Annotated in this window: 21 protein-coding genes and 1 pseudogene; 12 read left to right on the top strand and 10 right to left on the bottom strand. The window is 58.7% G+C overall.

Going from position 1 to position 23,687, the window contains the following annotated elements:
* The first annotated feature begins 29 nt into the window (after nt 1–29).
* The 6 genes from ACSQ9D_RS22600 to ACSQ9D_RS22575 all read left to right on the top strand — a co-directional run bounded on the left by ACSQ9D_RS22600 (nt 30) and on the right by ACSQ9D_RS22575 (nt 6,617).
* The gene (locus ACSQ9D_RS22600) at nt 30–1,178 is read left to right on the top strand and encodes an ABC transporter substrate-binding protein (protein WP_436284197.1); all 1,149 of its coding nucleotides are present in this window, start codon (nt 30–32) and stop codon (nt 1,176–1,178) included.
* A gap of 66 nt (nt 1,179–1,244) precedes the next feature.
* The gene (locus ACSQ9D_RS22595; RefSeq protein WP_436284196.1) at nt 1,245–2,117 is read left to right on the top strand and encodes a branched-chain amino acid ABC transporter permease; all 873 of its coding nucleotides are present in this window, start codon (nt 1,245–1,247) and stop codon (nt 2,115–2,117) included.
* Nucleotides 2,118–2,119: 2 nt separating this feature from the next.
* Nucleotides 2,120–3,076, top strand: coding sequence for a branched-chain amino acid ABC transporter permease (locus ACSQ9D_RS22590; RefSeq protein WP_436285142.1), 957 nt, complete (start codon nt 2,120–2,122; stop codon nt 3,074–3,076).
* Entirely contained in the window at nt 3,073–3,858 is a 786-nt protein-coding gene (locus tag ACSQ9D_RS22585) for an ABC transporter ATP-binding protein (RefSeq protein WP_436284195.1), read from the top strand. The genes ACSQ9D_RS22590 and ACSQ9D_RS22585 overlap by 4 nt, the downstream gene beginning before the upstream one ends.
* A complete protein-coding gene (locus ACSQ9D_RS22580) occupies nt 3,845–4,546 on the top strand; it encodes an ABC transporter ATP-binding protein (protein ID WP_436284194.1) in 702 nt (233 codons plus the stop codon). Before ACSQ9D_RS22585 ends, ACSQ9D_RS22580 begins: the two co-directional genes overlap by 14 nt.
* Nucleotides 4,547–4,550: 4 nt before the next feature.
* On the top strand, nt 4,551–6,617 hold the full coding sequence (locus tag ACSQ9D_RS22575; protein WP_436284193.1) for a 3-hydroxyacyl-CoA dehydrogenase NAD-binding domain-containing protein: 2,067 nt from the start codon (nt 4,551–4,553) through the stop codon (nt 6,615–6,617).
* Between the two features lie 35 nt (nt 6,618–6,652).
* On the opposite strand, the gene ACSQ9D_RS22570 is transcribed toward ACSQ9D_RS22575, so the two are convergent.
* Both ACSQ9D_RS22570 and ACSQ9D_RS22565 read right to left on the bottom strand, forming a co-directional pair.
* Nucleotides 6,653–7,399, bottom strand: coding sequence for a CpsD/CapB family tyrosine-protein kinase (locus tag ACSQ9D_RS22570; RefSeq protein ID WP_436284192.1), 747 nt, complete (start codon nt 7,397–7,399; stop codon nt 6,653–6,655).
* Nucleotides 7,400–7,535: 136 nt separating this feature from the next.
* Complete coding sequence (locus ACSQ9D_RS22565) at nt 7,536–8,981, bottom strand: GumC family protein (protein ID WP_436284191.1); 1,446 nt, start codon at nt 8,979–8,981, stop codon at nt 7,536–7,538.
* A gap of 326 nt (nt 8,982–9,307) precedes the next feature.
* Here ACSQ9D_RS22565 and ACSQ9D_RS22560 point away from each other — a divergent pair, with 326 nt between their 5' ends.
* The 4 genes from ACSQ9D_RS22560 to ACSQ9D_RS22545 all read left to right on the top strand — a co-directional run bounded on the left by ACSQ9D_RS22560 (nt 9,308) and on the right by ACSQ9D_RS22545 (nt 13,384).
* A complete protein-coding gene (locus ACSQ9D_RS22560) occupies nt 9,308–10,600 on the top strand; it encodes an exopolysaccharide biosynthesis protein (RefSeq protein ID WP_436284190.1) in 1,293 nt (430 codons plus the stop codon).
* 62 nt (nt 10,601–10,662) lie between these two features.
* Complete coding sequence (locus ACSQ9D_RS22555; protein ID WP_436284189.1) at nt 10,663–12,171, top strand: O-antigen translocase; 1,509 nt, start codon at nt 10,663–10,665, stop codon at nt 12,169–12,171.
* 78 nt (nt 12,172–12,249) lie between these two features.
* On the top strand, nt 12,250–12,585 hold the full coding sequence (locus ACSQ9D_RS22550; protein WP_436284188.1) for a transposase: 336 nt from the start codon (nt 12,250–12,252) through the stop codon (nt 12,583–12,585).
* Nucleotides 12,560–13,384, top strand: a complete 825-nt coding sequence (locus ACSQ9D_RS22545; protein ID WP_436284187.1) for a nickel-binding protein — start codon at nt 12,560–12,562, stop codon at nt 13,382–13,384. Before ACSQ9D_RS22550 ends, ACSQ9D_RS22545 begins: the two co-directional genes overlap by 26 nt.
* A gap of 48 nt (nt 13,385–13,432) precedes the next feature.
* Here ACSQ9D_RS22545 and tnpC read toward each other — a convergent pair.
* The 8 genes and pseudogenes from tnpC to ACSQ9D_RS22505 form a co-directional block, all read right to left on the bottom strand.
* A pseudogene (gene tnpC / locus ACSQ9D_RS22540) lies at nt 13,433–14,964 on the bottom strand (IS66 family transposase).
* Nucleotides 14,961–15,290 carry an IS66-like element accessory protein TnpA gene (gene tnpA / locus ACSQ9D_RS22535; RefSeq protein ID WP_436284186.1) on the bottom strand — a complete coding sequence of 110 codons (330 nt, stop codon included), beginning with the start codon at nt 15,288–15,290 and terminating at the stop codon, nt 14,961–14,963. Before tnpA ends, tnpC begins: the two are co-directional and overlap by 4 nt.
* 124 nt (nt 15,291–15,414) lie before the next feature.
* Nucleotides 15,415–16,608, bottom strand: coding sequence for a DegT/DnrJ/EryC1/StrS family aminotransferase (locus tag ACSQ9D_RS22530; RefSeq protein WP_436284185.1), 1,194 nt, complete (start codon nt 16,606–16,608; stop codon nt 15,415–15,417).
* Complete coding sequence (locus tag ACSQ9D_RS22525; protein ID WP_436284184.1) at nt 16,605–17,579, bottom strand: NAD-dependent epimerase/dehydratase family protein; 975 nt, start codon at nt 17,577–17,579, stop codon at nt 16,605–16,607. The genes ACSQ9D_RS22530 and ACSQ9D_RS22525 overlap by 4 nt, the downstream gene beginning before the upstream one ends.
* 3 nt (nt 17,580–17,582) lie before the next feature.
* Complete coding sequence (locus tag ACSQ9D_RS22520; RefSeq protein ID WP_436284183.1) at nt 17,583–18,293, bottom strand: acyltransferase; 711 nt, start codon at nt 18,291–18,293, stop codon at nt 17,583–17,585.
* Nucleotides 18,283–19,389: a DegT/DnrJ/EryC1/StrS family aminotransferase gene (locus tag ACSQ9D_RS22515; RefSeq protein WP_436284182.1), complete on the bottom strand. Its 1,107-nt coding sequence runs from the start codon at nt 19,387–19,389 to the stop codon at nt 18,283–18,285. The genes ACSQ9D_RS22520 and ACSQ9D_RS22515 overlap by 11 nt, the downstream gene beginning before the upstream one ends.
* The gene (locus tag ACSQ9D_RS22510; protein ID WP_436284181.1) at nt 19,386–20,423 is read right to left on the bottom strand and encodes a Gfo/Idh/MocA family protein; all 1,038 of its coding nucleotides are present in this window, start codon (nt 20,421–20,423) and stop codon (nt 19,386–19,388) included. The genes ACSQ9D_RS22515 and ACSQ9D_RS22510 overlap by 4 nt, the downstream gene beginning before the upstream one ends.
* Nucleotides 20,420–20,926 (bottom strand): acyltransferase, encoded by a 507-nt coding sequence (locus ACSQ9D_RS22505; RefSeq protein WP_436284180.1) that lies wholly within the window; start codon nt 20,924–20,926, stop codon nt 20,420–20,422. Before ACSQ9D_RS22505 ends, ACSQ9D_RS22510 begins: the two co-directional genes overlap by 4 nt.
* A 322-nt stretch (nt 20,927–21,248) precedes the next feature.
* On the opposite strand from ACSQ9D_RS22505, the gene ACSQ9D_RS22500 reads away from it, so the two are divergent.
* Nucleotides 21,249–22,610 (top strand): rhamnosyltransferase WsaF family glycosyltransferase, encoded by a 1,362-nt coding sequence (locus ACSQ9D_RS22500; protein WP_436284179.1) that lies wholly within the window; start codon nt 21,249–21,251, stop codon nt 22,608–22,610.
* Between the two features lie 2 nt (nt 22,611–22,612).
* Nucleotides 22,613–23,596, top strand: a complete 984-nt coding sequence (locus tag ACSQ9D_RS22495; RefSeq protein WP_436284178.1) for a glycosyltransferase family 2 protein — start codon at nt 22,613–22,615, stop codon at nt 23,594–23,596.
* The last annotated feature ends 91 nt before the right edge of the window (nt 23,597–23,687 follow it).

Raw genomic sequence — 23,687 nt, 5'->3', positions numbered from 1 at the left:
AACCTATGTTCTCTTGGGAGGAGACTGACATGAGATTTGCGATGACCACCGGGCTCGCGGGTACGCTGGCGCTGGCTATTGGCTTTGCCGGCCCAGCCCTTGCCGACATCCGCATCGGCGCAACTGTCTCGGAGACCGGACCCGCCTCATTCCTCGGTGATCCGGAAGCAAAGACGCTGAAGCTTCTGGTCGACGAGATCAATGCCGCCGGCGGCGTTCTCGGCGAAAAGCTCGAGCTCGTCATCTACGACGATGGCGGCGATCCCAACAAGGCACGCACCTTCGCGACGCGTCTGGTCGAGGACGACGAGGTGACCGCCGTCATCGGCGGCACCACGACCGGCACCTCGATGGCGATCATTCCGGTTGCCGAAGACGCCGAGATCCCCTTCATTTCCCTTGCCGGCGCAATCGAGATCATCGATCCCGTGAAGCCTTTCACCTTCAAGACACCGCACACCGATCGCATGGCCTGCGCAAAGATCTTCGATGATATGAAGAAGAAGGGTTACACCAGGGTCGGCATGATTTCCGGCTCCGACGGCTTTGGCGCCTCGATGCACAAGCAGTGCCTGGCAATTGTCGGCGAGTACGGCATCGAGGTGATCGCCGATGAAACCTATGGGCCGAACGATGCGGACATGACCCCGCAGCTGACCAACATCAAGAACACGCCTGGTATCCAGGCGATCCTGAACCCGGGCTTTGGCCAGGGGCCGGCCATCGTCACGCGAAACTACGCACAGCTTGCCGTCGGCCTGCCCCTCTACCAGTCGCACGGCGTTGCCTCCAACGGCTTCATCGATCTTGCCGGTGCAAGTGCTGCTGAAGGTATTCGCCTGCCGGGTACGGCTCTTTTGGTGGCCGACCTCTTGCCCGAGAATGATCCGCAGCGCGCCGTCGTTGCCGCCTACAAGAAGAGCTACGAAACGGCCACTGGCAAGCCGGTTTCGACCTTCGGCGGCTATGCGCACGATGCACTGCGTATTCTGGTTGACGCAATCAACCGCGCCGGCAAGGCCGATCCCGCCGCCATCCGCGAGGCCATCGAAGGGACGAAGGGCCTCGTCGGAACGACCGGCACCGTCACCATGGCAGACGACGACCACCTCGGCCTCGATCTCACCGCCTTCCGCATGCTCGAGATCCATGATGGCGGTTGGAAGATCGTCGACTGAGCGCAAAGCCGCTACCGTCGGGAGGGCTAGCCCTGCCGACCTCGCGCTGCGCAAACGGAGGGACCCATGGCCGAGTTCATGCAATTTCTGCTGTCCGGGGTGACGGTCGGCGCGGTCTACGCGCTGGTCGCGCTCGGCTTCACCATCATCTACAACGCATCCGATGTCGTGAACTTCGCCCAAGGCGAATTCGTCATGCTCGGCGGCATGATCACCGTCTTCGCCTATCAGGCGGGCATTCCCCTGCCGCTGGCGGCGATCCTCGCAATCCTCGCCACAGCAGCAATCGGGGTCGCGCTCAACAAGCTCGCCATCGAGCCAGCACGAGGCGCGCCCGTCGTCTCCCTGATCATCATCACCATTGGCGCCTCGATCTTCATCCGCGGCCTGACACAGATCACCTTCGACAAGCAGCTGCACCGCTTTCCTTCCTTCTCAGGCGATGCGCCGATTGCGATCGCCGGGGCGACCATACTGCCGCAGAGCCTATGGGTGGTTGCCGGCGCGCTGGCCGTCTTCATTGGGCTGTGGCTGTTCTTTACCAAGACGTTGACCGGACGCGCCGTGCTGGCGACAGCAAACAACCGCATGGCCGCACAGCTGGTCGGCATCAATACCCGCTACATCATGACACTGAGCTTCGCACTCTCGGCCGCGATCGGCGCGCTGGCAGGCGTTCTCGTGACACCGATCACGCTGACCAGCTATGACGTCGGCATCTCGCTTGCGCTGAAGGGATTTGCCGCTGCCATGCTCGGCGGGATGGGCAATCCCAAGGGAGCGCTGGTGGGCGGCCTTCTGCTCGGCATCCTCGAAGCAATGACGGCCGGCTACATCAGCTCGCAATATAAGGACGCTGCCGCCTTCATCGTCATCCTTGCCGTCCTCTTCGCCATGCCGCAGGGCATCTTTGGCCGCAAAGTCACGGATCGGGTATGACGATGAAACTCTCCTCGAAAACCACCACCTTGCTGGTGCTTGCGCTCGTCGTCATTGCCCTGCCCTTCCTGTTTCCATCGTCCTACTATTTTCGCGTCGGCTCGCTGATCTTTGTCAACGGACTTGCGGTAACGGGTCTCGTCATCCTCACGGGGTATGCAGGTCAAATCAGCCTCGGGCATGCCGGCTTCGTTGGCATCGGCGGCTATAGCTGCGCGCTTGCGCCGCTGCATCTGGGGCTGCATCCAGCCTTGGCTGCGATCCTTGGTGCTGTGCTCTCTGGCCTTCTCGCCTGGCTGGTCGGACGACCGATCCTGAGGCTGAAGGGATACTACCTGGCCGTTGCAAGCCTGGGGCTTGGAGCATTGGTTGCCATGGTGCTTGCCAATGAAGCGGGATGGACCGGTGGTCCTGACGGCATTGCTGTAGCAGACCTCGGATTGCGGGCGCTGCTGAAATCACTGGGTCTCAACATGTCGAACCCGGTCTTCTGGTATGCCTTTACCGGTCTGATCATGCTGATCGGCGCTTGGCTGGCACTCAACCTCTTTCATAGCCCGACCGGGCGAGCCCTGCGGGCCCTGCACGGCTCGGAGGTTGCCGCCCGCACGGTGGGCGTCGATGTCGCCAGATACAAGCTCAAGGCATTCGTGATCTCGGCCGTCTACGCGTCGATCGCAGGATCGCTGCTGGCACTGCAGAACAAGTTCATCACACCTGATGTTGCCGGCTACATGCATTCGATCGAACTGGTCACCATGGCGGTCCTCGGCGGTGCAGGATCGGTTGCCGGCGCGATCCTCGGAGCAGCAATCCTGACGACGCTGCCGCAGGTCCTGACCGTGTTCCAGGAGTATGAGCAGCTCGTACTCGGCCTCATCATGATGCTTGTCATGATCTTCATGCGGGATGGTTTGCTTCCGAGCCTTTCGCGCCTGATCAGAGGGAGGGGAGAATGAGCCTGCTGCAAGTCGAGAGCCTGGGGATCGACTTTGGCGGTCTGCGTGCCGTCAATGACGTGAGTTTCTCGCTGAAGGCGGGCGAGATTGTTTCCGTGATCGGACCGAACGGCGCCGGCAAGACGACGCTCTTCAACATGATCTCCGGCGTCTACCTGCCCGGGCGCGGGCAAATATTGCTCGCCGGGGAAGAGATCACCGGCCTTGGCCCGCATCTTTTGGCCGAGCGCGGCCTGTCGCGCACCTTTCAGAACCTGCAGATATTCCAGACGATGACTGTCCTCGAAAACGTCACCGTCGGTCATCACCTGCATGAGCGCGGATCGATTCTGGCCGATCTTCTGGCTCTGCCGGCGTCGCGCCGTCGAAGCCGTACATCGCAGGCTGGCGCCTATAAACTGCTGGAACGGGTGGGCCTTGCCCAGGCTGCCGAGAGGACTGCCGGTTCGCTCTCTTATGGTGCGTTGAAGCGCCTGGAGATTGCCCGCGCGCTCGCGTCGCAGCCGCGTGTGCTGCTTCTCGATGAACCGGCCGCAGGCTGCAATGCCGTCGAAACGGAGGAGATCGATCACTTGATTGCGGAGGTCGCCGGTGAGGGGGTCTCCATTCTCTTGGTGGAACACGACATGAAGATGGTCATGCGGATATCGAACCACATCGTGGTTCTCGATCATGGCGAGAAGATCGCGGAGGGAGAACCGGCGGACGTCGCGCGCAATCCTCGGGTCATCGAAGCCTATCTCGGTGCGCAAGGCGCGGAGGCAGCCAATGTTGACGGTTGAGGGACTGCGCTCGCGCTACGGCCGCATCGAGGTGCTGCACGGCATCGATCTCCACGTGGGCTCGGGTGAAATCGTCACGGTGGTGGGCGCAAATGGCGCCGGCAAGACGACACTTTTGCGCTGCCTTTCCGGAATACAGCCGGTTTCATCGGGTTCGATCGTGTTTCGCGGCGAGCCCCTGAACACGGTTCCGGCTTACCGCCGCCCGGCGCGCGGTCTATCGCAGTCGCCGGAAGGCCGCCAGATCTTCACAAATCTCTCGGTCGAGGAGAACCTGCGCCTTGGGGCCTTCCTCTTCTCAGATGACAAGGTCGAACGTGACATGGAGGATGCCTTCGCCATGTTCCCGGTGCTGCGCGAAAAGCGCAATCTCGCCGCCGGCGGCCTCTCGGGCGGCCAGCAGCAGATGCTTGCGATTGCCCGCGCGCTGATGGCCCGCCCCTCCTGCCTGCTGCTCGATGAACCGAGCATGGGGCTGGCGCCGATCCTCGTTGCCCAGATCTTCGAGGTGGTGAAGGGGCTGCGCGCGCTCAACGTCACGGTGCTGCTCGTCGAACAGAACGCCTTTAGCGCGCTCTCGATCGCTGACCGTGGCTATGTGATGGAGACCGGCCGGATTACAATGTCGGGGCCTGCGCAGGACCTGATTGCCGACAAACGCATTCGCGAAGCCTACCTGGGAATTTGACATCATGACCGTGACCATCGAACACTCCGGCGAGATCGCCGTCGTCACCATCGACAACCCGCCTGTCAACGCCTTGTCGCAGGCAGTGCGGCAGGATCTGTGGAATGCAGCCGAGACACTGGACGCCGATTTCGCGGTGCGCGCAGTTGTGCTGATCTGCGAGGGTCGGACGTTCATTGCCGGTGCCGATGTCAACGAATTCGGCAAGCCGCCGACACCCCCTCACCTACCGGATCTCGTCGCACGCATCGAGACGGCAGCCAAGCCGTGGGTCGCCGCAATTCATGGCAGTGCGCTCGGCGGCGGCTTTGAAGTGGCGCTTGGCTGCCGCTTTCGCGTGGCAGTACCGTCAGCGAGCGTCGGCTTGCCCGAGGTCCGCCTCGGCATCGTCCCCGGCGCCGGCGGCACGGTGCGGTTGCCACGGCTCGTCGGGCCGGCGCTTGCCGCGGAAATGGTCACAGCCGGCACGCCGGTGGCGGCGCCAAAGGCCCGTTCGCACGGTCTGATTGATGCGGTCGTCGAAGGTGATCTGGAAAAGGGGGCAATCGACTTTGCCCGCGCGGCCCTCGATCAGTCACTTCCGCTTCCACTTCGCCAACGAGGTGTGCCCGCAGTGGACGCAACGTTTTGGGAAACGATCACGACGGCGGTTGCCGGCCGCGCCAAGCGCGAGGACGCGCCGCTGCGTGCGCTCGCCTGCGTGCGTAAGGCGGCTGAGGCCGATTTCGAGGCTGCAATGGCCTTCGAACGCCAGACGTTTCTCGAGTTGCGCGGCTCGTCCCAGGCTTCTGCCTTGCGTCACGTTTTCTTCGCGGAACGTGCAGCCCTGAGGCCGCCGGAGCTTGGCGGTGTCGAGCCCCGGAGGATCAGTTCTGCCGCTGTTATCGGTGGCGGAACCATGGGTGCAGGAATCTTGGCAGCCCTTTGTGATGCGCGGTTGCCCGTCACGCTGGTGGAGCGCGACGAGGTTGCGGTCGAACGCGGCCTTTCCAACCTGCGCTCGATTTTCGACGGTTTGGTCAAGCGCGGTAAGATCAGTTCCGAAGCCGCGGCCGAGCGGCTGTCGGCCGTAACGGGCACGACCGACTATGGCCTTCTGGCCAGAGTCGACCTCGTCATAGAGGCGGTATTTGAGGATATCGACGTCAAGCGCGACGTCTTCAGCAGGCTGTCTGCAGTCTGCCGCGCTGACGCCGTGCTTGCCACCAACACCTCCTACCTCGATCCCGAAGAGATTGCCGCCGGCATCAAGTATCCGGAGCGCTTTGTCGGGTTGCACTTCTTCAGCCCGGCTCATGTCATGAAACTTCTGGAGATCGTGCCGACAGCTCAAACTGCGCCGGCGACACTGGCGACGGGTTTTGCGCTCGCCCGCATGCTGAACAAGATTCCGGTGCGCGCCGGCATCTGCGATGGCTTTATTGGCAACCGGATCCTGAAAATCACCCGCGCCCAGGCCGAGCGCCTGTTGCTAGCAGGCGCGACACCACAGGCGGTCGACGCGGCGATGCGCACGTTCGGCTTTCCGATGGGCCCCTTCGAGGCTCAGGACCTCGGCGGTCTCGACATTGCCGCCTTCCAACGCCGGGCGGCGCGTGCGCGCGGCGAGACCCCCTTCGCGCCAATCGCGGAACGGCTTTGTGCATTGGAACGCTTCGGGCAAAAGAGCGGCGGCGGGTGGTACGATTACGCCAGGGGCGATCGCACTCCGAAGCCATCCAAAATCGTTGCCGACATCATTGCCGACGTAGCCAAGGGAATGCCGCAACGGCCATGGGATGAACCAAGTATCGTCGACTGCATCGTGTTGCCGATGGTCAATGAGGCCGTGAAGATCCTGCACGAGAAGGTCGCGCTCAGGGCCGTCGACATCGACCTGGTGAAGATCCACGGATATGGCTTCCCTCGCTGGCGCGGTGGTCCAATGCATTATGCACAACAGCGCGGCCTGGCTGAGATCGTTGCTCAACTCGAACGTTTCGCAGCACATGGTCTCGCCGACCCGCCTTGCCACCATTTTGACAGCGCCGCGCGCGGCAGCGATACCATCGGCATTGATGTGCCAGCCTAGATGCCCACCAGGGACATCAAAATGGCCTTTACTCCCTAGTAGCCGTATTGCTCCTGACTGTACGGACTCTTGTTAAGGACGACCCCGATGACGTTCGTCTTCTCGCGCAGGCTCTGGTCACAGACGTCCACTTCCTTGAGGGTGCTGTGATCAGACGCAGCAACCAGGATGACGGCGTCCACATTCGGCAAAAACGCGAGCACATCATCTGTCGACAACATGGGAGGCAAGTCATAAAGGATGACATCCGGCCTTATTTCCTGGCGCATCTCTCGCAGCGATCGGGTAGCTGCGGGGCTGTGAAGGAGTTCGGCCGCGAAGTGCGTCGCCTGTCTGTTTGCGGCAATCGCGAGATTGTCTCCATACCGCAAGAAGGTTTCGCGCAGTCCAGCATCGCCTTTGAGGAAGTTTTCGACAGAACCTGGATTCTTGATGGCCAGTGTCTTGCCGATCTGGGGCCGCCGCAAATCTAGATCGACCAATACCGTTCGACAATCCCTCTGGTTGGCAAGACTAAATGCGAGGTTCACTGCAATACACGTTTTCCCGCACGCTGGTGTGGGAGAGGTTATGGCGACCGAGGTCCACTTGTTCTCCCTGAGGAGGCCGAGAAGCTTCGTTCGCATCATATCAAAGGCTGCGTGGGCCGGATTTGAACGGCTCAACGTGACAATTCGGTTGTTGGCTGCGGCATCGTGGTCGATGATGAGCGGGGACAGTCTCTCCCACGCGCCTCTGACAATCTCCAGCGATTCCGGCAGCGCCGGGGTCCGGTCATCCATCTCGGGTGTCCCTCTCCTGCGCGACGATCTCCCAGCATATTCCATCAAAAGTCCTCAATGACTGCGCCAGAGCGTGACGCTATTCCGGTTCATGTCTGCTGTTGGTGGTGCCTGGAAACCCAGGACATCAGCCGTACTAAAATCCGTGTCTGACACTGCTCAGCGTTCTTTTTAGCAGTGGGGCTCGCGTTTCGTCGGGGGTCGCGATGAAAGGAATAACCGCCAGTGGCTGAGCTTGAAGCATTTGAACCAATTCGGCCGGCCGGCGGATCGTCTTGTTCAACACCTCAAGCAATACGATGATCGCGAAGCTGAGTGCAACGCCGGCCAGGAAGCCGGCAAGGACGATGAGACGACGGCGCGATCTCAGCGGTGATTGCGGCTCCGTGGCCGCCTCCAGCAGCGAGAATCGCCCCCCATCGGACCGCGCTTCTATTTGCTGGCCCAATGAAGCGTCCGCGCGTCTGGCAATCGCCGTGTTGTACTGCGTTTGCGTATTCGACAACGTTCGTTCAAGTGCGTTGAGGCGGATATCGGTGGCTGGCGTGGCCCTGATGGATTGCGTAAGATCAGCAATCTTCTGCGTGATCTGCACGCGCTCCTGCTCGATTGCATCAATTCGCCTGTCCACGTCAGAGAGCTGAAGGTCAAGTCCGGATTGGGCCTTGTTGTCGACGCCTCGTTCCTTGTTCGGAGCCGCTTTCCCGCGCAAGGCGGCAATACGGGCTCGAAGTGCGATAATATTGGGGCTCGTTTCGGAGAAGACAGCAAGCTGGTCGGCAAGAGCCTTGTTGAGATCCATCAGCATCTGTTGTTCCGCAGTCAGCGGCTCGCCGGTCGGATATTTTCCGGTTACCATATAGGTCTCGACCAAGAGACTGCGTCTGGTGCGAAGGTCTGATTCCTCACGCTCAAGAGATATCAGCCGCTCCTGCAAGCTGCTTTGCTGGGTGCGTCGAAATTCCAGGCTCTCTGGTAGTGTATCCCTGTTCTCGTTCTTGAATTTCAGGAGGTCCGCCTCGATCCGGTTCAAGTCAGCGTCGAGCCGTTTCACCTCCTGGTTAAAGAACTCCAGGGTATCGCCTGCCCTATCGGTTCTCTGTCGCTGATTACTGGTCACGATCGACGTTGCCAATTCATTGGCGACCTTTGCAGCGAGAGCTGGCGTGGCGGCCTCGAACCCAATGGTGAAGACCGAGGCACCATCTGCACTGACCAGCTCCATTTCATCGAATGTTATGCGCGAACGCATATCCTTGACGATCGATCCGATCGGCGGCTTCTCCTTTTCATTGGCGTATACGCCAAGTTTGGAAGCAAGCCGTACCAGATTGTCTCGCGTTGTCAGTTGCTGCTGGATGATCTGCAATTGCCCAAGAGAACTTGTCGTAACTGTCGATCGAACCAAGTTCACCGGGATCTGCGGCGCCTCGACTAAAATCTTGGCAGAAGACTGGTAGGTAAGAGGTAGAATCAGCGCTACGATCACGGCGAGTGCCGTCGTCGCCACCACGATCACCAAGATATATGGCAATCTCCGGAGAAGAATAGAGAAGTAGAAGCGGACATCGATATCACCCATTGCGAAATCACCCGTACTTGAAAAACTTGGGCGGCGTGCTGCGAAGTGACATCTTCGGCTAGTTTTGGAACGTATGATAGTTCATCGATAGTAGTGCCGAAGGCCTTTCAGTAGTCCCTTTGGTTAGGGTTGCAGCAGTTGCGACAATCGTAGTCAGGCCTTGAAGCGTTTCTCACCCATATTGGTGATGGTAGGCGAGCTTGCTTACTCGACTTTCTATAGGATAGTTTACCTTCAAGTAATTCAGCAATGCTTGGCTGCTGGGAAACCGTATTACCATCGCTAATTGGTTCTTTTACTCCATGCTGCGATGGTGGGAGAAATATATGCGAATACTGTCCGCTCTTGCAGGCCGGTTTGCCAGACCGCTTATGATAGCTTGCATCGGCCTGGTTTCAACGGCAGGTGCCGGCGTCAGTGGCCCGCTTCAGCCGAACACAAAGATCCGACTGACGATCGTTCAATGGATGCCGACAAAGGGCGCTTACGAGCAATGGGGCACGCTTGGAGGAGAATTCACAATCTCCGACGATGGAGCACTCACCTTGCCCCTGCTTGGAAGGGTTCCAATCGGTAAGAAAGATGAGGCTGCGTTAGCGTCGGATATCGCCAGGCAACTTAAAGACAAGATCGGCTTGGTGGACGAGCCGTCGGCAACAATCGAGATCTTGGGCTATCCCCCGATCTACGTCGTCGGCGACGTTGCAAAACCAGGGGAGTATCAATTTCACACAGGACTGACAGTCCTTCAGGCTTTCGCCATGGGCGGCGGCGAAATGCGCTCGACAAGTACGCTGCAGAGCTCGCTGGACGTGACCCAGCTAGTCGGTGAACTGAAGGAGATTGATGCTTCCATCGTTCGAGCAGGCGTCACAATTAAGCGCCTCGAAGCGGAAACGGCAGGCGAGAAGACCCTGCAATTCCAACAGGAGCTGTCGAACGCCGATCCATTGACGGCATCCATCTACAAGCAAGAGGAAGCGATATTCCTGGCTCGCGCAAACGAGGTGGCCCGTCAATCCAAGTCGCTGTCGGAGCTGCGTGATCTCCTGTCTGAGGAGATCAGGGTTCAGCAAGAGAAAATCAAGAGTACAGATGCCAACATAAAGTCGGTCCAGCAACAACTCGATAGTACGATCGCGCTCATTGAGCGAGGCGCAATCGTCCCAGCGCGCCAGGCAGAGGTCGAGCGCACCATGAGAAGCTATCAAAACGACAAGCTCGATCTCGCAGCATCAATCATGCGCGCTCGACAAGGCATAAGCCAGGCAACACGCAATCTCGAAGGTCTATACGACAGGCGCCAAACAGAGGTTGCCTCCGAGCTTCAGTCCGAGCGCGCAAACCTCACCCAGTTGAGATTGAAGCGAGAAACCAAACAGAAACTGCTGATGGACAGCATAGCGCACGACGACGGTTCGCAAGAAAGCGAGCAGCCATTGGTCGTTTTCAAAATCGTGCGGCTCGACACGGGAAAAAGCAGTGAAATGGAAGCCTCCGAAACGACTGCAATGTTGCCAGGAGACGTGCTGAAGGTCGCTCGCCGATCTGCTGCGACGTCGACGACGCCGTCGAGCGCACAGACATCGATGGGCGCTGCTGCAAAGATAATCCAATGACAGACGCAAGGGCACCCCGACGATCGTTCCGCAGGCAATATCTCCAGCCGTGGGCTAGTTGAATGGCTCTTCTTCCCAGCGCCGCGGATCGGCAAAGCTATGCCCAAATCCTCAAATCAACGGTCTTGATTGGTGGCTCGTCACTGATCAACATCGGCTTTTCAATCATTCGCAACAAGGCAATGGCCGTACTGCTTGGCCCTGCGGGCATTGGTCTGATGGGTGTTTACGGCGCGACGGCAGATATCGCCCATTCGCTCGGCGGCCTTGGCGTGAACGCCAGCGGAGTGCGCCAGATTGCAGAAGCCGTCGGCAGCAACGACGCAAATCGCATCGCGCGCACAGCAATCGTCCTGCGCCGGGTTTCCCTCCTTCTCGGGTTGCTTGGGGCCGCTCTTCTGGCACTGTTTGCTGGACCAATCTCAAGGCTCACCTTCGGAAATGAGCAGCATGTCAACGCTATCATATTGCTTTCGGTCGCGGTTTTCTTTCAGATCGTATCCGCAGGACAAGCCGCACTCCTTCAGGGAATGCGCCAGATTGGCAGCCTTGCCCGCATCAATGTCCTGGCGGCATTCTTCAGTACAGCGACGAGCATTCCCCTGATCTATTTCTTCCGCGACGAGGGCGTCGTTATGTCGATTGTCTGCGTCGCGGCGATCACCACAGCAACGTCGTGGTGGTACAGTCGCAAGGTTCGCATCGAACGTGCCGCGGTATCGCTGAAACAAGTGTTCGCGGAAACCCGGGTACTGCTCAGACTTGGCTCTATCTTTATGGTCAGCGCTTTTCTCACTGTCGGGAGTTCCTATGCCATTAGGATCATCGTGCTGAACCAGGACGGAGTGGCTGCAGCGGGCCTGTACCAGGCCGCTTGGGCTTTGGGCGGCCTCTATGCCGGCTTCATCCTGCAAGCGATGGGAACGGATTTCTACCCACGGCTGACGGCCGTCGCCAATGATAATCTGGCGTGCAATCGCCTGGTCAATGAACAGGTTCAGATCAGCATTTTACTTGCCGGCCCAGGATTGCTTGCCACGCTTACGTTTGCGCCGCTCGCCATGCACATTCTCTACACCCCCGAGTTCAACGGAGCGGTTGATCTACTTCGCTGGATTTGCCTTGGGATGATGCTGCGCATTATCGCTTGGCCGATAGGCTTTATAGTTCTAGCCAAGGGTGTACAAAAAGCTTTCTTCTGGACGGAAGTCGCAGCGGCCGTAGTGCATATCGGCCTAGCCTGGGTTCTTGTCAGGATGCTTGGAGTGACAGGCGCGGGGGTCGCGTTTCTGGGGCTCTATCTCTGGCACAGCCTGCTCATTTCGTGGGTCGCTCACCGCCTCAGCGCCTTTCGCTTGTCGACCGCAAATAGAGGGTTGGTACTGACCTATATACCACTTGCCGCATGCGTCTTTGCTGCATTCCAGATTTTGTCGTTTTGGCAGGCAACCGCATTGGGATCGGCAGCTGCGGTTTTGAGCGGAGTGCACTCGCTCAAAATCCTTACGCAGCTCCTGCCTCCAGAATCGCTGCCGTGGCCAATTCGAGGGCGGATCCGCCAATCGGTATAGCGTATGCGGTGTTCTGACCCCACCTACCGGATCACGTTCTGATCGTTGATGTTCCAGGCCTACTGAGGGCTTGGACATATGACGATTTCAGAGCTTACGCTTGAAACAAGGGAAGAGGAGCCCGTGCGGCGGTTCGAGGTCTTCACAGGAACGGTACGTCATCGCGACTGGAGCAACGAAGAGAAGGCGCAGATTGTCGCCGAAGGCTATTCGGCCAACGTGATGGTTTTCGCAGTGGCGCGACGGCATTGGCTTTCGCCGGAGCAGTTATTCACCCGGCGGCGGCTTTTGCGGAATCGCCAGCACACTCAACCCGAAAGGGAATCGATCGATTGCCCAAAATTCCGATCGGGCATACACTTCCTGGAGACCGGGGAAAGGGAAGACGATGGCCATATTCATGGATCGTCATGATCTCAAAGGATATAGCGCCGCAGACGTTGCCGAGGCACATCGGAAGGATCTCGAAGTCCAGGACGAGTATGGAGTGAAGTTCCTGACCTACTGGTTCGACCATCAGCGCGGCACTGCGTTTTGCCTGATAGATGCACCAGACAAAGAAACCGCTCAGTGCGTCCATCGCGTGGCGCACGGCCATGTAGCCGGCGAGGTTGTCGAGGTAGCTCTTTCCGCCGTGGAGGCTTTTCTTGGCCGGATCCAGGATCCCGAACCTCCTGTAGGAAAATCACAAAATGAAGACTGCGCCCACCGCGCGATCATGTTCACGGATATAGTGGGCTCGACGGAAATGACCGCCCGCCTCGGCGACCGCATGGGCACGGAACTGGTCAGGGCACACGATTCCGTAGTCCGAAGATGCTTGAAAGAGCACGGCGGGAGTGAGGTGAAACACACTGGCGACGGCATAATGGCGTCCTTCGTGTCCACTACGCAGGCCGTTGATTGCGCCACCGCCATTCATCAGGGGTTCCACCGGTACAACCGAGGCAACGCCGAGCCTATACACATTCGGATCGGCATTGATTGCGGAGAACCCGTCGAGGACAGTAACGATCTTTTTGGCACGACAGTTCAGCTAGCTGCCCGCTTATGCTCGGCGGCCTCGACCGATCAGATTCTCGTATCGGAGAGTGTGTTCCGGAATCAGCACAGCAGCGCTACCTTTACGGAAACCGCACGACTGCAACTAAAGGGGTTCTCTATGCCGATACCTGCGTTCGAATGCGCGTGGGCCGGACCGGTTGGCATCTGAGAGCGCGTTTCTCCTATCCCGTGGGAAGCAGCACCGTAAGCGGCGTTCTCAGGCGACGGCCTTGGTCTGGCGCGGTGCGACATAGGCCCATGGCAGAAGGTCGTCTATCTGGCTGTTTGAATGTCCATTGACGATTTTGGTGAGGACGTCGGCGAGATAACCAAGCGGTTCGACGCCATTGAGTTTTGCGGTTTCGATCAGCGAGGCGATCGTCGCCCAATGTTCCGCCCCGGCGTCGGAACCTGCAAAGAGCGCATTCTTGCGATTGAGAGCAATTGGGCAAATTGACCGCTCGACGGTGTTGGAGTCGATCTCGATCCGGCCGTCGTCGATGAACCGGCTCAACCCATCCCAGCGTGACAGGGCGTACCGGATCGCCTCGGCAAGCTTTGTCTTCTGGCTGATGAGGCCAAGCTGTTCACGTAGCCAAGGAGCGAGGCTATCGGTGATCGGACGGCTCTTTTCCTGACGAGCGGTGCAGCGCTCTTCCTGCGTGCGGCCACGTGTCTCGTCTTCGATCTTGTAGAGTTCGGCGATACGTCTGAGCGCCTCGGTGGCAATGGGTGCCGGACCAGCGGCGCCAGTTCGTAAAAGCGCCGACGGACATGGCTCCAGCAGAAAGCCAGCGACACGGTGTTCCTGGCAGCCAACGGGCGATAGCCGCTGTAGCCGTCCACCTGGAGAACACCGATAAAGCCGTCGAGATGCGCCATCGGGCGTTCGGCTTTGCGATCCGGCGCATAGACATATGCGACACCGGGCGGATCGGTGCCCTGCCATGGCCTGTCATCGCGAGCATACGCCCAGAGCTGACCCGTCTTGGTCTTGCCGCGCCCCGGATCGAGCACCGGTGCAGTCGTGTCGTCCGCGAAGTGCTTGGATGATTTCTTCAACACATCGAGCAGTCGCTGATGGACCGGACGAAGGTGCCAGGCGGCACGACCGACCCAGTCCGCGAGCGTCGAGCGGTCGAGGTCGATCCCTTGCCGCTTGTAGATTTGCGTCTGCCGATAGAGGGGCAGGTGGTCAGCATATTTGGAGACGAGAACCTGGGCGACGGTTGCCTCGGTGGGAATGCCACCCTCGATCAGCCGGGCGGGAGCCGGAGTCTGGACGACGACATCCTCGCAGGCCCGGCAGGCATACTTTGGTCGACGAACAACCAGAACCCGGAACTGGGCGGGAACGATGTCGAGCTTCTCGCTGACATCTTCGCCGATCCGATGCAGATCATGACGGCAACCTGGGCAGGCATGGTCATCGATATCGACGATCATCTCGATGCGTGGCAGATGGGCAGGAAGCGCCCCCCGGTTCGTTCGCCGTTTGGCAACGCGTGCATGACGCACGACGGCCCACGCCTCTTCCTTCGCTTCAAGACCCTCCGCCTCGACCTGTTCGGCTTCTTCCAGCCCAAGGAGAAGCTGATCCTCGGGAAGCGTTTCGGCGCGGCGACCGAAGCGGTGGCGCTGCAATTCCTTGATGATCTGCCGTAGGCGAGCATTCTCTGCCTCGCGCGAAAGCACCATCGCCTTCAGCGCGTTCAGGTCATCCGGAAGCTCGTCCGCCGTTATCGTCATATGGTTTCCTCGGCGAACGCATCCGTCTCGCTTTCTTTAGGTTCTCGTCGCACGTCCACAGCCGCTGGCACAAACATCGGAACATGATCGGCGACCGCATCCAGTGGCTTGCGGGCAAGCCGTCGCCATGTGAACAGCTGACCTGGCGACAATCCATGCTGCCGCGCAACTGTGCTCACCGATCTTTCGCCGGTGTAGCTCTCCGCGATTATCCGGTCCTTCTCTTTATCGCTCCAGTCGCGGCGGCGGCCGGAGCCCGTGAAGACCTCAAAACGCTGCACTGGCTCATCAGCCTTGGTGCTATGCGTAAACCCTGTAATCGTCATATGTCGAAGCCCTCGGTGGGCGTGAAACATCACCGATCAACCTGCGATCCGGAAGGTGGGATCAAAACACCGCATACGGTATAGCGCTCTCGGTTAAAGGATAAAGAAGCGGCCGTCCGGAGGCTTAAGCAAGCACGGCATCTGGCGTGTTTGCAGTCGAATGTGGCGTTCGGATTGCAGTTTGCAGCGCGCTTGCAACCCGCAAAATTTCAGCCATGGTCATCTGGGCAAAGAGCGGCAGGATGATCGTGTTGTGTTGGGCTGCAACGCTGTTGTCCAACACGCCGGCAATCCGATGGGAGACCACGTTCGAATAAGCCGCTTCGAGGTGACAATTCATCACGCCGCGCCGAGTCGAGATGCCTCTATCGAGCAATGATTGCATGCAGGCGCGTTGATCACAATCGGCTGGCAGGCCGACACAAAAACTTTGCCAATTGCTGCGAGCCCAATGGGGTTCATCGGGCAATCTCATTCCGCAGATGGCCGTAAGCTCCTTGCGATAAAGCTCCGCCAGTTCGCGCCTGTCGGCGACGATCTCGCTCAAGCGCTTTAACTGCTCGCGACCCACGGCAGCTTGCATGTCCGTCATACGGTAATTGAAGCCGATCTCTGGATAGCTCTCGTAAATGACCTGCTTTGAACCGTGCCGCACAGCATCGGTGACGCTCATGCCATGCTGCCGCCACAGACGGAATTTTCGATCATACTCTGGATTGGCCGTCGTCAGCATACCGCCGTCACCCGTTGTCACCACCTTGCGGGGATGAAACGAAAAGCACGCGATATCGCCGTGAGGCTTGCCGATCTTTTCCCAGCGACCCTTCCAGAGAATTTCGCTGCCCGTCGCGCAAGCGGCATCCTCGATCACGGGTATGGAATGACGGGCTGCGATCGCGACGACACGATGCAGGTCACAGGGCATTCCCAGCTGGTGGACGCAAATGATAGCCTTGGTTCGGGGCGTGATGGCCGCCTCGATCAGATCAGGATCGATGTTGTAGCCGTCTTTCTCAATATCGACAAAGACAGGCACAGCGCCGCAATAGCGGATCGCATTTGCAGTGGCGATGAAGGTGTGGCTAACCGTGATGACCTCGTCACCCGCATCGACCCCGACGGCCTTTAGGGCGAGATGAAGTGCGGTGGTGCAATTGGAAACGGCGCATGCGTGCCGTGCACCGACAAAGTCGGCAAACTCTTCTTCGAAGGCCGCCACCTCAGGCCCTTGTGTAACCCACCCAGACAGAATGACGCGTCGGACCGCCTCGACCTCTTGCTCGCCGAGGACAGGCTTGGCAACCGGGATCTGGCTCATGCTGCCTCTCCTGCGTTCAGGCTTTTTTCCTGGCGCCACCATTCTACGAGATCCCGCAGGCCATCTTCCATCGTCACCTGTGAGGTGAAGCCGAGGAGCTTCTCGGCCTTGGCAGTCGAGGCTAAGCGCCTGGGCACAGCATTGACTTTCCGCGCCGGCCCGAATTGCGGCTCCAACGAAGAGCCCATGACCTTGGTCAAGAGGGCTGCAAGCTCGCGCAGACTCGTCTCGCTGCCGCTTGCCACATTGAAGACCTCATCGGTCACATCGGATTTCGCAGCCAGCAGGTTGGCACGGGCAATGTCGTGCACGTGCACGAAATCCATCGTTTGTGTACCATCACCAAGAATGATCGGCGGAAGGCCACCGGCGATGCGTTCCATCCAGCGGATCAGAACCTCCGTATAGGCGCCGTAGACGTCCATACGCGGACCGTAGACGTTGAAGTAGCGAAGCGCCACGTAGCGCAGACCGTACATGTCAGCGAAGCTGCGCAGCAGACCCTCGTTGAAGGCTTTGGCGGCGCCATAGATGGTACGATTGTTGTAGGGGTGATGTTCTTCGGTGGTCGGGAAGGTGTCGGCCAGTCCAAGGACCGAGGCAGAGGATGCTGCCACAACTTTCGACACCCCGGCCTGCACCGCCGCTTCAAGCACGTCGAAGGTCCCGCCTGCCAAAACGTCAAAAGCAAGCCGCGGCTCTTCCGCGCACTGCGTGATGCGAATGGCCGCTTGGTGGAAAACAACGTCTACGCCCTGGCTGAGCTCTTTGAGAAGGACGCGATCCCTGATGTCGCCTTCGACAATGGTCACTGGCGCGTTGTCGAAGGCGACAGCCAGGTTCTCGCGTCGGCCCCGGACAAAATTGTCGAGGATAAGTATCTCTTTAGGTTCCTCGCGAGCGACGAGATCGGCAATATGCGAGCCGATGAGGCCGGCGCCGCCGGTGATCAAAATCCGTTTGTCCTTCATACTCTAACTCTCCGAATGTGGTCCGCTCAAATCCTGATCCGTTCGCCAGCGCAGGAATTTTGCAGGAACGCCGGCAACGACAGAAAAGGGCGCGACATCGTCAACGACGACTGCACCGGCGCCGACAATTGCGCCTTTACCGATGGTTACGCCGGGAAGGATGGTGGCGTTGGTGCCGATGTCTGCCCATGCGCCAACGCGGACAGGTCTGATTTCGAGGTCGGTGCGGATAATCGGCATGTCGATTGGCATTGCAGTATGGCTTGAACCCAGGACCTTCGCGCCTGGCCCCCATCCAACGTGATCCTCAAGCACGAGGTCACGCGCGTCAAAATAGGCCTGGGGGCCGATCCAGACGTTGTTTCCGATCCGGCAGGTGCCGTCGAATCTGCCCTGAATGTAGGCTTGTGCGCCGACAAAAACCCCGTCACCGATTTCGAAGGTTTCCAGATGTTTGAAACCGGCGCCGCTGCCGACCTGCAAACCGTTGCCACATGCGCGCGCCAGACTCTTCCAGATCGCCTTGCGCATGAAACTGTCAACGAAACCATCGCCGGTCGCGAAGCGTGCGTAGAGTTCCACGAGGCCTGCGGTACCATACGAGCGCATCAGCTCTTCAGCCAGATGAACGACATAGCCAGGGTCCACGGAGGGTTGCTGGCGCCCGTGCACGGCCAGGACAAGACGCACACCGGTGACGGGGTCAGCTGACATAGGCGTCCTGCTCCACAGCAGCAGCAATCTGATCGACTTGCTTTAATGTCAGCTCCGGATAGATCGGCAACGAAAGAACCTCACGCGCTGCCGCCTCCGATACCGGGAGATCTCCGGCACGATACCCAAGGTCAACATGGGCCTTTTGCAAGTGGACCGGGATCGGATAGTGGAGCCCGGTATGGATGCCCTCTGACCGCAGAGAGTGCTGCAACTCATCGCGGTCGTGGGTGCGCACGGCGTAGACGTGGTAGACATGGCGCCGGTCCATCATCGCGCCGGGGATGCGCACCGAGCGCGAGCCGGCCAAGAGCGTGGAGTAGCGATCTGCACGAACCCGTCGTGCTTCGGTCCAGGCTTCGAGATGCCGAAGCTTGATGCGCAGGATTGCGCCTTGGACTTCATCCATGCGGTAGTTGAAGCCCTTCAGTGTATGATGATAGCGCTGTTCCTGACCCCAGTCCCGCAGCATCCTGATTGTCTTGGCATGCTCGTCATCATTTGTGACGACGATGCCGCCTTCGCCACAGGCGCCGAGGTTTTTGCCGGGGTAGAAGCTGAAGCAGCCCGACACACCGATGCTTCCCGCACGCCGTCCCTTGTATTCAGCCCCATGCGCCTGGCACGCGTCCTCAATCACCGGAATTCCGTGCTTGTCAGCGATGGCCTTGATTGCGTCCATGTCTGCCATCTGTCCATAAAGATGGACTGGCATGATAGCCTTGGTCCGCGGTGTTATCGCGGCTTCCAGCTGGGCCGGATCCATTGTCAGCGTCGCCGGCTCGACATCGACGAAGACAGGACGAGCGCCCGTATAGCCGACTGCAGAAGCAGTGGCGACGAAAGTGAACGAAACTGTGACGACCTCGTCACCTGGGCCGACGCCGGCAGCAAGCAGAGCGAGATGCAAAGCGCTTGTCCCAGTGTTGACCGCGATTGCATGCTTGGCATCGCAATAGGCCGCGAATTCCTCCTCGAAGCGGGCGACTTCCTCGCCAAGCACATAATGGCCCGACGCAAGCACGCGCAGCACCGCGGGCTCGACCTCGCTCTTGATGGCGGCATACTGAGCCTTGAGATCGAGAAGGGGGATCATGCAATCAGCCTCGCCTGCTCGAGTTCGACGACGCGCCCGCGCTGTGCGAGCGACTGGGTGGCGGCTTCAAGAATGCGCACGACGCGAAGTCCCGCATGGCCATCGGCGATCGGCTGGCTGTTTGTCGTGACACAATCGACAAACTGCTTGAGTTCGCGGCCAAGCGCTTCCGTCATATCGAGTTGTGGTGCGTACATGTCACCGGTGCGGTAGCCGACGCGCATGTCATAGACCTTCTCGCCGTCCGACTGCGGATTGCCGTTGAGTGTGATACCCTTGTCGTAGACCTTGATCTTCTCACTCGGCTCCAGATCGTCGTAGACGATCATCTTGCTGCTACCGCCGATCAGCGTACGACGCACCTTGACCGGTGCCAGCCAGTTGACGTGGATGTGGGCGATCAGCTTGCTTTCGAAGAAAAGTGTCAGATAGGCGATGTTCTCAGGCTCGCCCGCAACATGGCCCATGCCTGTGGCCGACACCGCCACCGGCTTTTGCGGCAAGACGTAGTCCATGATCGACAGATCGTGGACTGCGAGATCCCAGATGACGCTGACGTCATGCTGGAACAGGCCGAGATTAACGCGCACTGAATCGTAGTAATAGATGTCTCCGAGACCATTCTCGATGATTTCCCGCATCTTGCGGACGGCACCCGTATGTATGAAGGTGTGATCAACCGCGAGAACAAGGCGGCGACGCGCGGCCTCTTCCACCATCCGGCGAGCTTCTTCGGACGTCGAGGCCATCGGCTTTTCGACAAACACATGTTTGCCGGCCATCAGGGCTTTCATTGCCAGCATGTAGTGAGCCGATACCGGTGTCGCGATGGCAACCGCATCAACCCGCGGATCACGCAACACCTCGTCGAAATCATCGGTGATCTGGACTGTCGGATAGCGCAGCTGGACGCCGGCAAGGCGATCCTTCTTGAGATCGCATACCCAGATAAGCTTTGCGCCCGGCGTTTCTGCCAAATTCCGGACGAGGTTTGGTCCCCAATACCCATAACCGACGACGGCAACCCCAATCATCTTGCTCTCCCGGATGAAATGACTTCGACTGGCGCATCCTTGGCGCGGCCGATGATTTTTGCCGGTACGCCGGCAACGATCGCGTAGGCAGGTACATCCTTGGTGACGACCGCGCCCGCGCCAATCTGTGCGCCTTCGCCAATCGTTACGCCGGCGATGATGGTTGCGTTACTGCCGATCGAGGCGTGGCGCTTGACAAGAGTAGGAACCACCAGCCAGTCGCTGTCGGATTGAAGCGTGCCGTCGATGTTGACAGCACGCGGATGCAGATCATTGGTGAACATCACGCCGTGACCGACGAAGACACCCGCCTCGATCGTGACGCCCTCACAGATGAACGAATGGCTTGAGATCTTGCAGTTTTCTGCAATCGAGGCGTTCTTTTGAATCTCGACGAATGTTCCGATGCGCGTACCCGCGCCGATCGCGCAGCCATAGAGGTTGACCAAATCCGGATGGTGAATGACGACGCCGTCGCCCAGCCTGACGTTCGGCGCGATCATACGGAGCGCCTCTGCCTGTGATCGCCGCTGCGCAGCGGGCGTTCGATTATCTGGAGCATACAGTGGGTCTCCCAACGCGAACAAAGTCTCCCGATCACAGAAGTATTTTTCTGAGAGTGAGTAAAGGAAACAAAAATCGGTATTTAATCAATCGAAAGGCGTAGCGCGAAAATCGAAATACCAATTTTACATCGATGTCTGAAAGTATTTCATAGTCTATATTGAAATACATCGCTCGCCCTGACGAACTTAAAACAATCTAGATCCGCCTGCGGTGTCGGCAAAGAGCTCAAATGCCATAAAAAAGACGAGGACGGATTCATTGCCCTATCGCGCAACAAGGAAGATTCCCGCTACGTTCATGAGCCTGTTGATGCGGGCAGCTAGCGTCATCAAGCTTGGACGCGCTCAGCTGCGTCGCTGTGCACGCCAAATACAATATCTTATTCTGAACGAAGGGCTCGGCGCGTTTACCGACAAGATCAGAACGAAGCTATCGGATGCAATCAGGCCAAGGACGTTTCTCTGGCACGTTTTTCCATCGGATGTGTTGCAGGCTGATCTTACAAAGCCGCCGGTCGAGGATGTCCCAACGGTCAAGGTGGGCGAGGCAATTTCATTAAACTGGATCGTTGGCCCGGCGGGACCTGGCTCGGGCGGCCATACGACCATCTTTCGCACGATCAGGCATCTGCAGGAGAAGGGCTACCTCAATCGCGTCTATTTCTATGACCCCTACGGCGGCGATCGCAAGTACTATGAGGATATTGCTCGTTCACACTACGGAATAACCTGCGAGATAGGAGACGTCAGCCAGGGCTTGGCGGATGCACACGGCGTTATAGCCACCTGCTGGCCGACAGCCTATGCTGCCTTCAATGCGCCATGTCGCGGAAAACGGTTCTACTTCATACAAGACTACGAGCCGTATTTTTATCCCGTAGGGACCAACAGTGCGTTGGCAGAAAATACCTATAGAATGAACTTCCACGGCATCACGGCCGGTCGCTGGCTTTCTGAAAAACTTGCGACGGAATATGGAATGGTGACGGATTGGTTTCCGTTTGGTTGCGATACTGCCCGCTACCGCATTGATCCCACGTCGCATCGATCTGGTGTTGCATTCTATGCACGCGCTGGCACCCCACGTCGGGCCGTTGAAATCGGCCTTCTAGCACTTGAACTCTTTGCCAAGCGACAGCCCCACATCGAACTGCACCTTTTCGGGCAGCAACTGGGTTCTCTTCCCTTTGCGTACACCAATCATGGCCTTGTCTCACCAGACAAACTCAACCAGATCTACAACAAGTGCTTTGCCGGGCTGAGCCTTTCACTCACCAACGTCTCGCTGGTGCCTCATGAAATGCTTGCCTGCGGCTGCATACCCGTCGTGAACGATGCCGATCACAACCGAATGGTGCTGGATAACGCGAACGTGCGATACGCTTCGCTCCTGCCACACGCGCTTGCGGACGCGATCGAGGCTGTCGTCACAACGCCGGGCTTTGAGCTGGCATCTCGGCGCGCCGCAGAGAGCGTAAAATCGACCTCCTGGGCGTTGGCGGGCGCGGCCGTCGAGAAGGCGTTGTGTCAAGCAATTTTGCACCCTCGCACATCATTGCAATGCGACGGCCTGATCAAGCAAACCGACCCCAATAACGCCAAGTTGATTCTAACGAGGTAGCCGTGACTACTGTTGATGTCGTGATCCCCTGCTATTGCTACGGCAGGTTTCTCAAAGAATGCGTCGAAAGTGTCACGTCTCAAGACGACGTGGATGTGAGGGTGCTTATCATTGATGACGCGTCGCCGGACAACTCTGCGCAGATTGCAAAGGAGCTGGCGCGACAGGACAAGAGAGTTGAATTTCGCCAGCATAGGACGAACCAGGGGCATATCGAAACGTATAACGAAGGTATTGCTTGGGCTCGTTCCGATCTCTTCCTGCTTCTTTCCGCCGATGACTATCTCGCACCTGGAGCCCTGTCGCGTGCAGCAAGGTTGATTGCGGCGACTCCAGGTATGAGCTTTGCATTTGGCAACGCCATTTTGATCTATGATGACGGATCGCGTGTCGCGCGTGAGCCTTTCGGTGACGCCCTTCGAGATCGGACAGCGGTGTTGTCATGCATCGACTTTGTCAAAGCGATGAAAGGAAGAAACATCGTCCCGACGCCCACCGCGGTCGTAAAGACCGCCGCTCAAAAGAGCGTCGGTGGATATTCTCACAACCTGCCGCATGCAGGCGACATGGCGATGTGGCTCAATTTGGCGGCCGAGGGGTCAGTCGGCTTCATCGGCTCAGCTCAAGCAATATACAGGATGCATTCGCGAAACATGTCGCACACTTACTCATCGGCGCGATTACCTGATATCGAGCAAAGATACGCAGCAATCGCGCATTTCCTTGCACGCAACGCTTCCAGTCAGCATCACATCGATCGCCTCGCAGAGATACTGCTGCGAGATCTCGCCGGCAATGCGTCCGCGCAAGCCGGCGCAGCCTTCGACGAGGGCGAGAGGGAGATCTCGCGCAAGCTGTCCGAACTAGCAAAAGAGCTCTATCCTGGCATCTGCTATTCGGCGCCTTGGTTCCGGTTGCAACTTCACAAAGCGATCGGCCAGCAAGGCTGGCGCCTGTTGCGGGCGGCTTTCGGCGGAGATCGTTAGAGATATGCTTGAACTGCCGAGGCAATTGCGCGACCACGTTTCAGTCGCGATGGAGTTGATGGATAGTCAGGTGAACGCCGTTGCAAAACCT

Source organism: Rhizobium sp. LjRoot258 (genome assembly GCF_964254185.1).
Lineage (GTDB): Bacteria > Pseudomonadota > Alphaproteobacteria > Rhizobiales > Rhizobiaceae > Rhizobium.
Note: the sequence above shows the minus strand (reverse complement) of the source record. Positions and strands in the feature narration are given on the sequence as shown.

Excerpts from the sequence above, each read along its gene's own strand:
- ACSQ9D_RS22585 (WP_436284195.1), top strand. The coding sequence starts at position 3,073 with ATGAGCCTGCTGCAAGTCGAGAGCCTGGGGATCGACTTTGGCGGTCTG.
- ACSQ9D_RS22565 (WP_436284191.1), bottom strand. The coding sequence starts at position 8,981 with ATGGGTGATATCGATGTCCGCTTCTACTTCTCTATTCTTCTCCGGAGA.
- ACSQ9D_RS22515 (WP_436284182.1), bottom strand. The coding sequence starts at position 19,389 with ATGATCCCCCTTCTCGATCTCAAGGCTCAGTATGCCGCCATCAAGAGC.
- ACSQ9D_RS22545 (WP_436284187.1), top strand. The coding sequence starts at position 12,560 with ATGGCCATATTCATGGATCGTCATGATCTCAAAGGATATAGCGCCGCA.
- ACSQ9D_RS22570 (WP_436284192.1), bottom strand. The coding sequence starts at position 7,399 with ATGGATGACCGGACCCCGGCGCTGCCGGAATCGCTGGAGATTGTCAGA.
- tnpA (WP_436284186.1), bottom strand. The coding sequence starts at position 15,290 with ATGACGATTACAGGGTTTACGCATAGCACCAAGGCTGATGAGCCAGTG.
- ACSQ9D_RS22550 (WP_436284188.1), top strand. The coding sequence starts at position 12,250 with ATGACGATTTCAGAGCTTACGCTTGAAACAAGGGAAGAGGAGCCCGTG.
- ACSQ9D_RS22560 (WP_436284190.1), top strand. The coding sequence starts at position 9,308 with ATGCGAATACTGTCCGCTCTTGCAGGCCGGTTTGCCAGACCGCTTATG.
- ACSQ9D_RS22555 (WP_436284189.1), top strand. The coding sequence starts at position 10,663 with ATGGCTCTTCTTCCCAGCGCCGCGGATCGGCAAAGCTATGCCCAAATC.
- ACSQ9D_RS22530 (WP_436284185.1), bottom strand. The coding sequence starts at position 16,608 with ATGAGCCAGATCCCGGTTGCCAAGCCTGTCCTCGGCGAGCAAGAGGTC.
- ACSQ9D_RS22505 (WP_436284180.1), bottom strand. The coding sequence starts at position 20,926 with ATGATCGCGCCGAACGTCAGGCTGGGCGACGGCGTCGTCATTCACCAT.
- ACSQ9D_RS22590 (WP_436285142.1), top strand. The coding sequence starts at position 2,120 with ATGAAACTCTCCTCGAAAACCACCACCTTGCTGGTGCTTGCGCTCGTC.
- ACSQ9D_RS22575 (WP_436284193.1), top strand. The coding sequence starts at position 4,551 with ATGACCGTGACCATCGAACACTCCGGCGAGATCGCCGTCGTCACCATC.
- ACSQ9D_RS22520 (WP_436284183.1), bottom strand. The coding sequence starts at position 18,293 with ATGTCAGCTGACCCCGTCACCGGTGTGCGTCTTGTCCTGGCCGTGCAC.
- ACSQ9D_RS22580 (WP_436284194.1), top strand. The coding sequence starts at position 3,845 with ATGTTGACGGTTGAGGGACTGCGCTCGCGCTACGGCCGCATCGAGGTG.
- ACSQ9D_RS22510 (WP_436284181.1), bottom strand. The coding sequence starts at position 20,423 with ATGATTGGGGTTGCCGTCGTCGGTTATGGGTATTGGGGACCAAACCTC.
- ACSQ9D_RS22595 (WP_436284196.1), top strand. The coding sequence starts at position 1,245 with ATGGCCGAGTTCATGCAATTTCTGCTGTCCGGGGTGACGGTCGGCGCG.
- ACSQ9D_RS22525 (WP_436284184.1), bottom strand. The coding sequence starts at position 17,579 with ATGAAGGACAAACGGATTTTGATCACCGGCGGCGCCGGCCTCATCGGC.
- ACSQ9D_RS22600 (WP_436284197.1), top strand. The coding sequence starts at position 30 with ATGAGATTTGCGATGACCACCGGGCTCGCGGGTACGCTGGCGCTGGCT.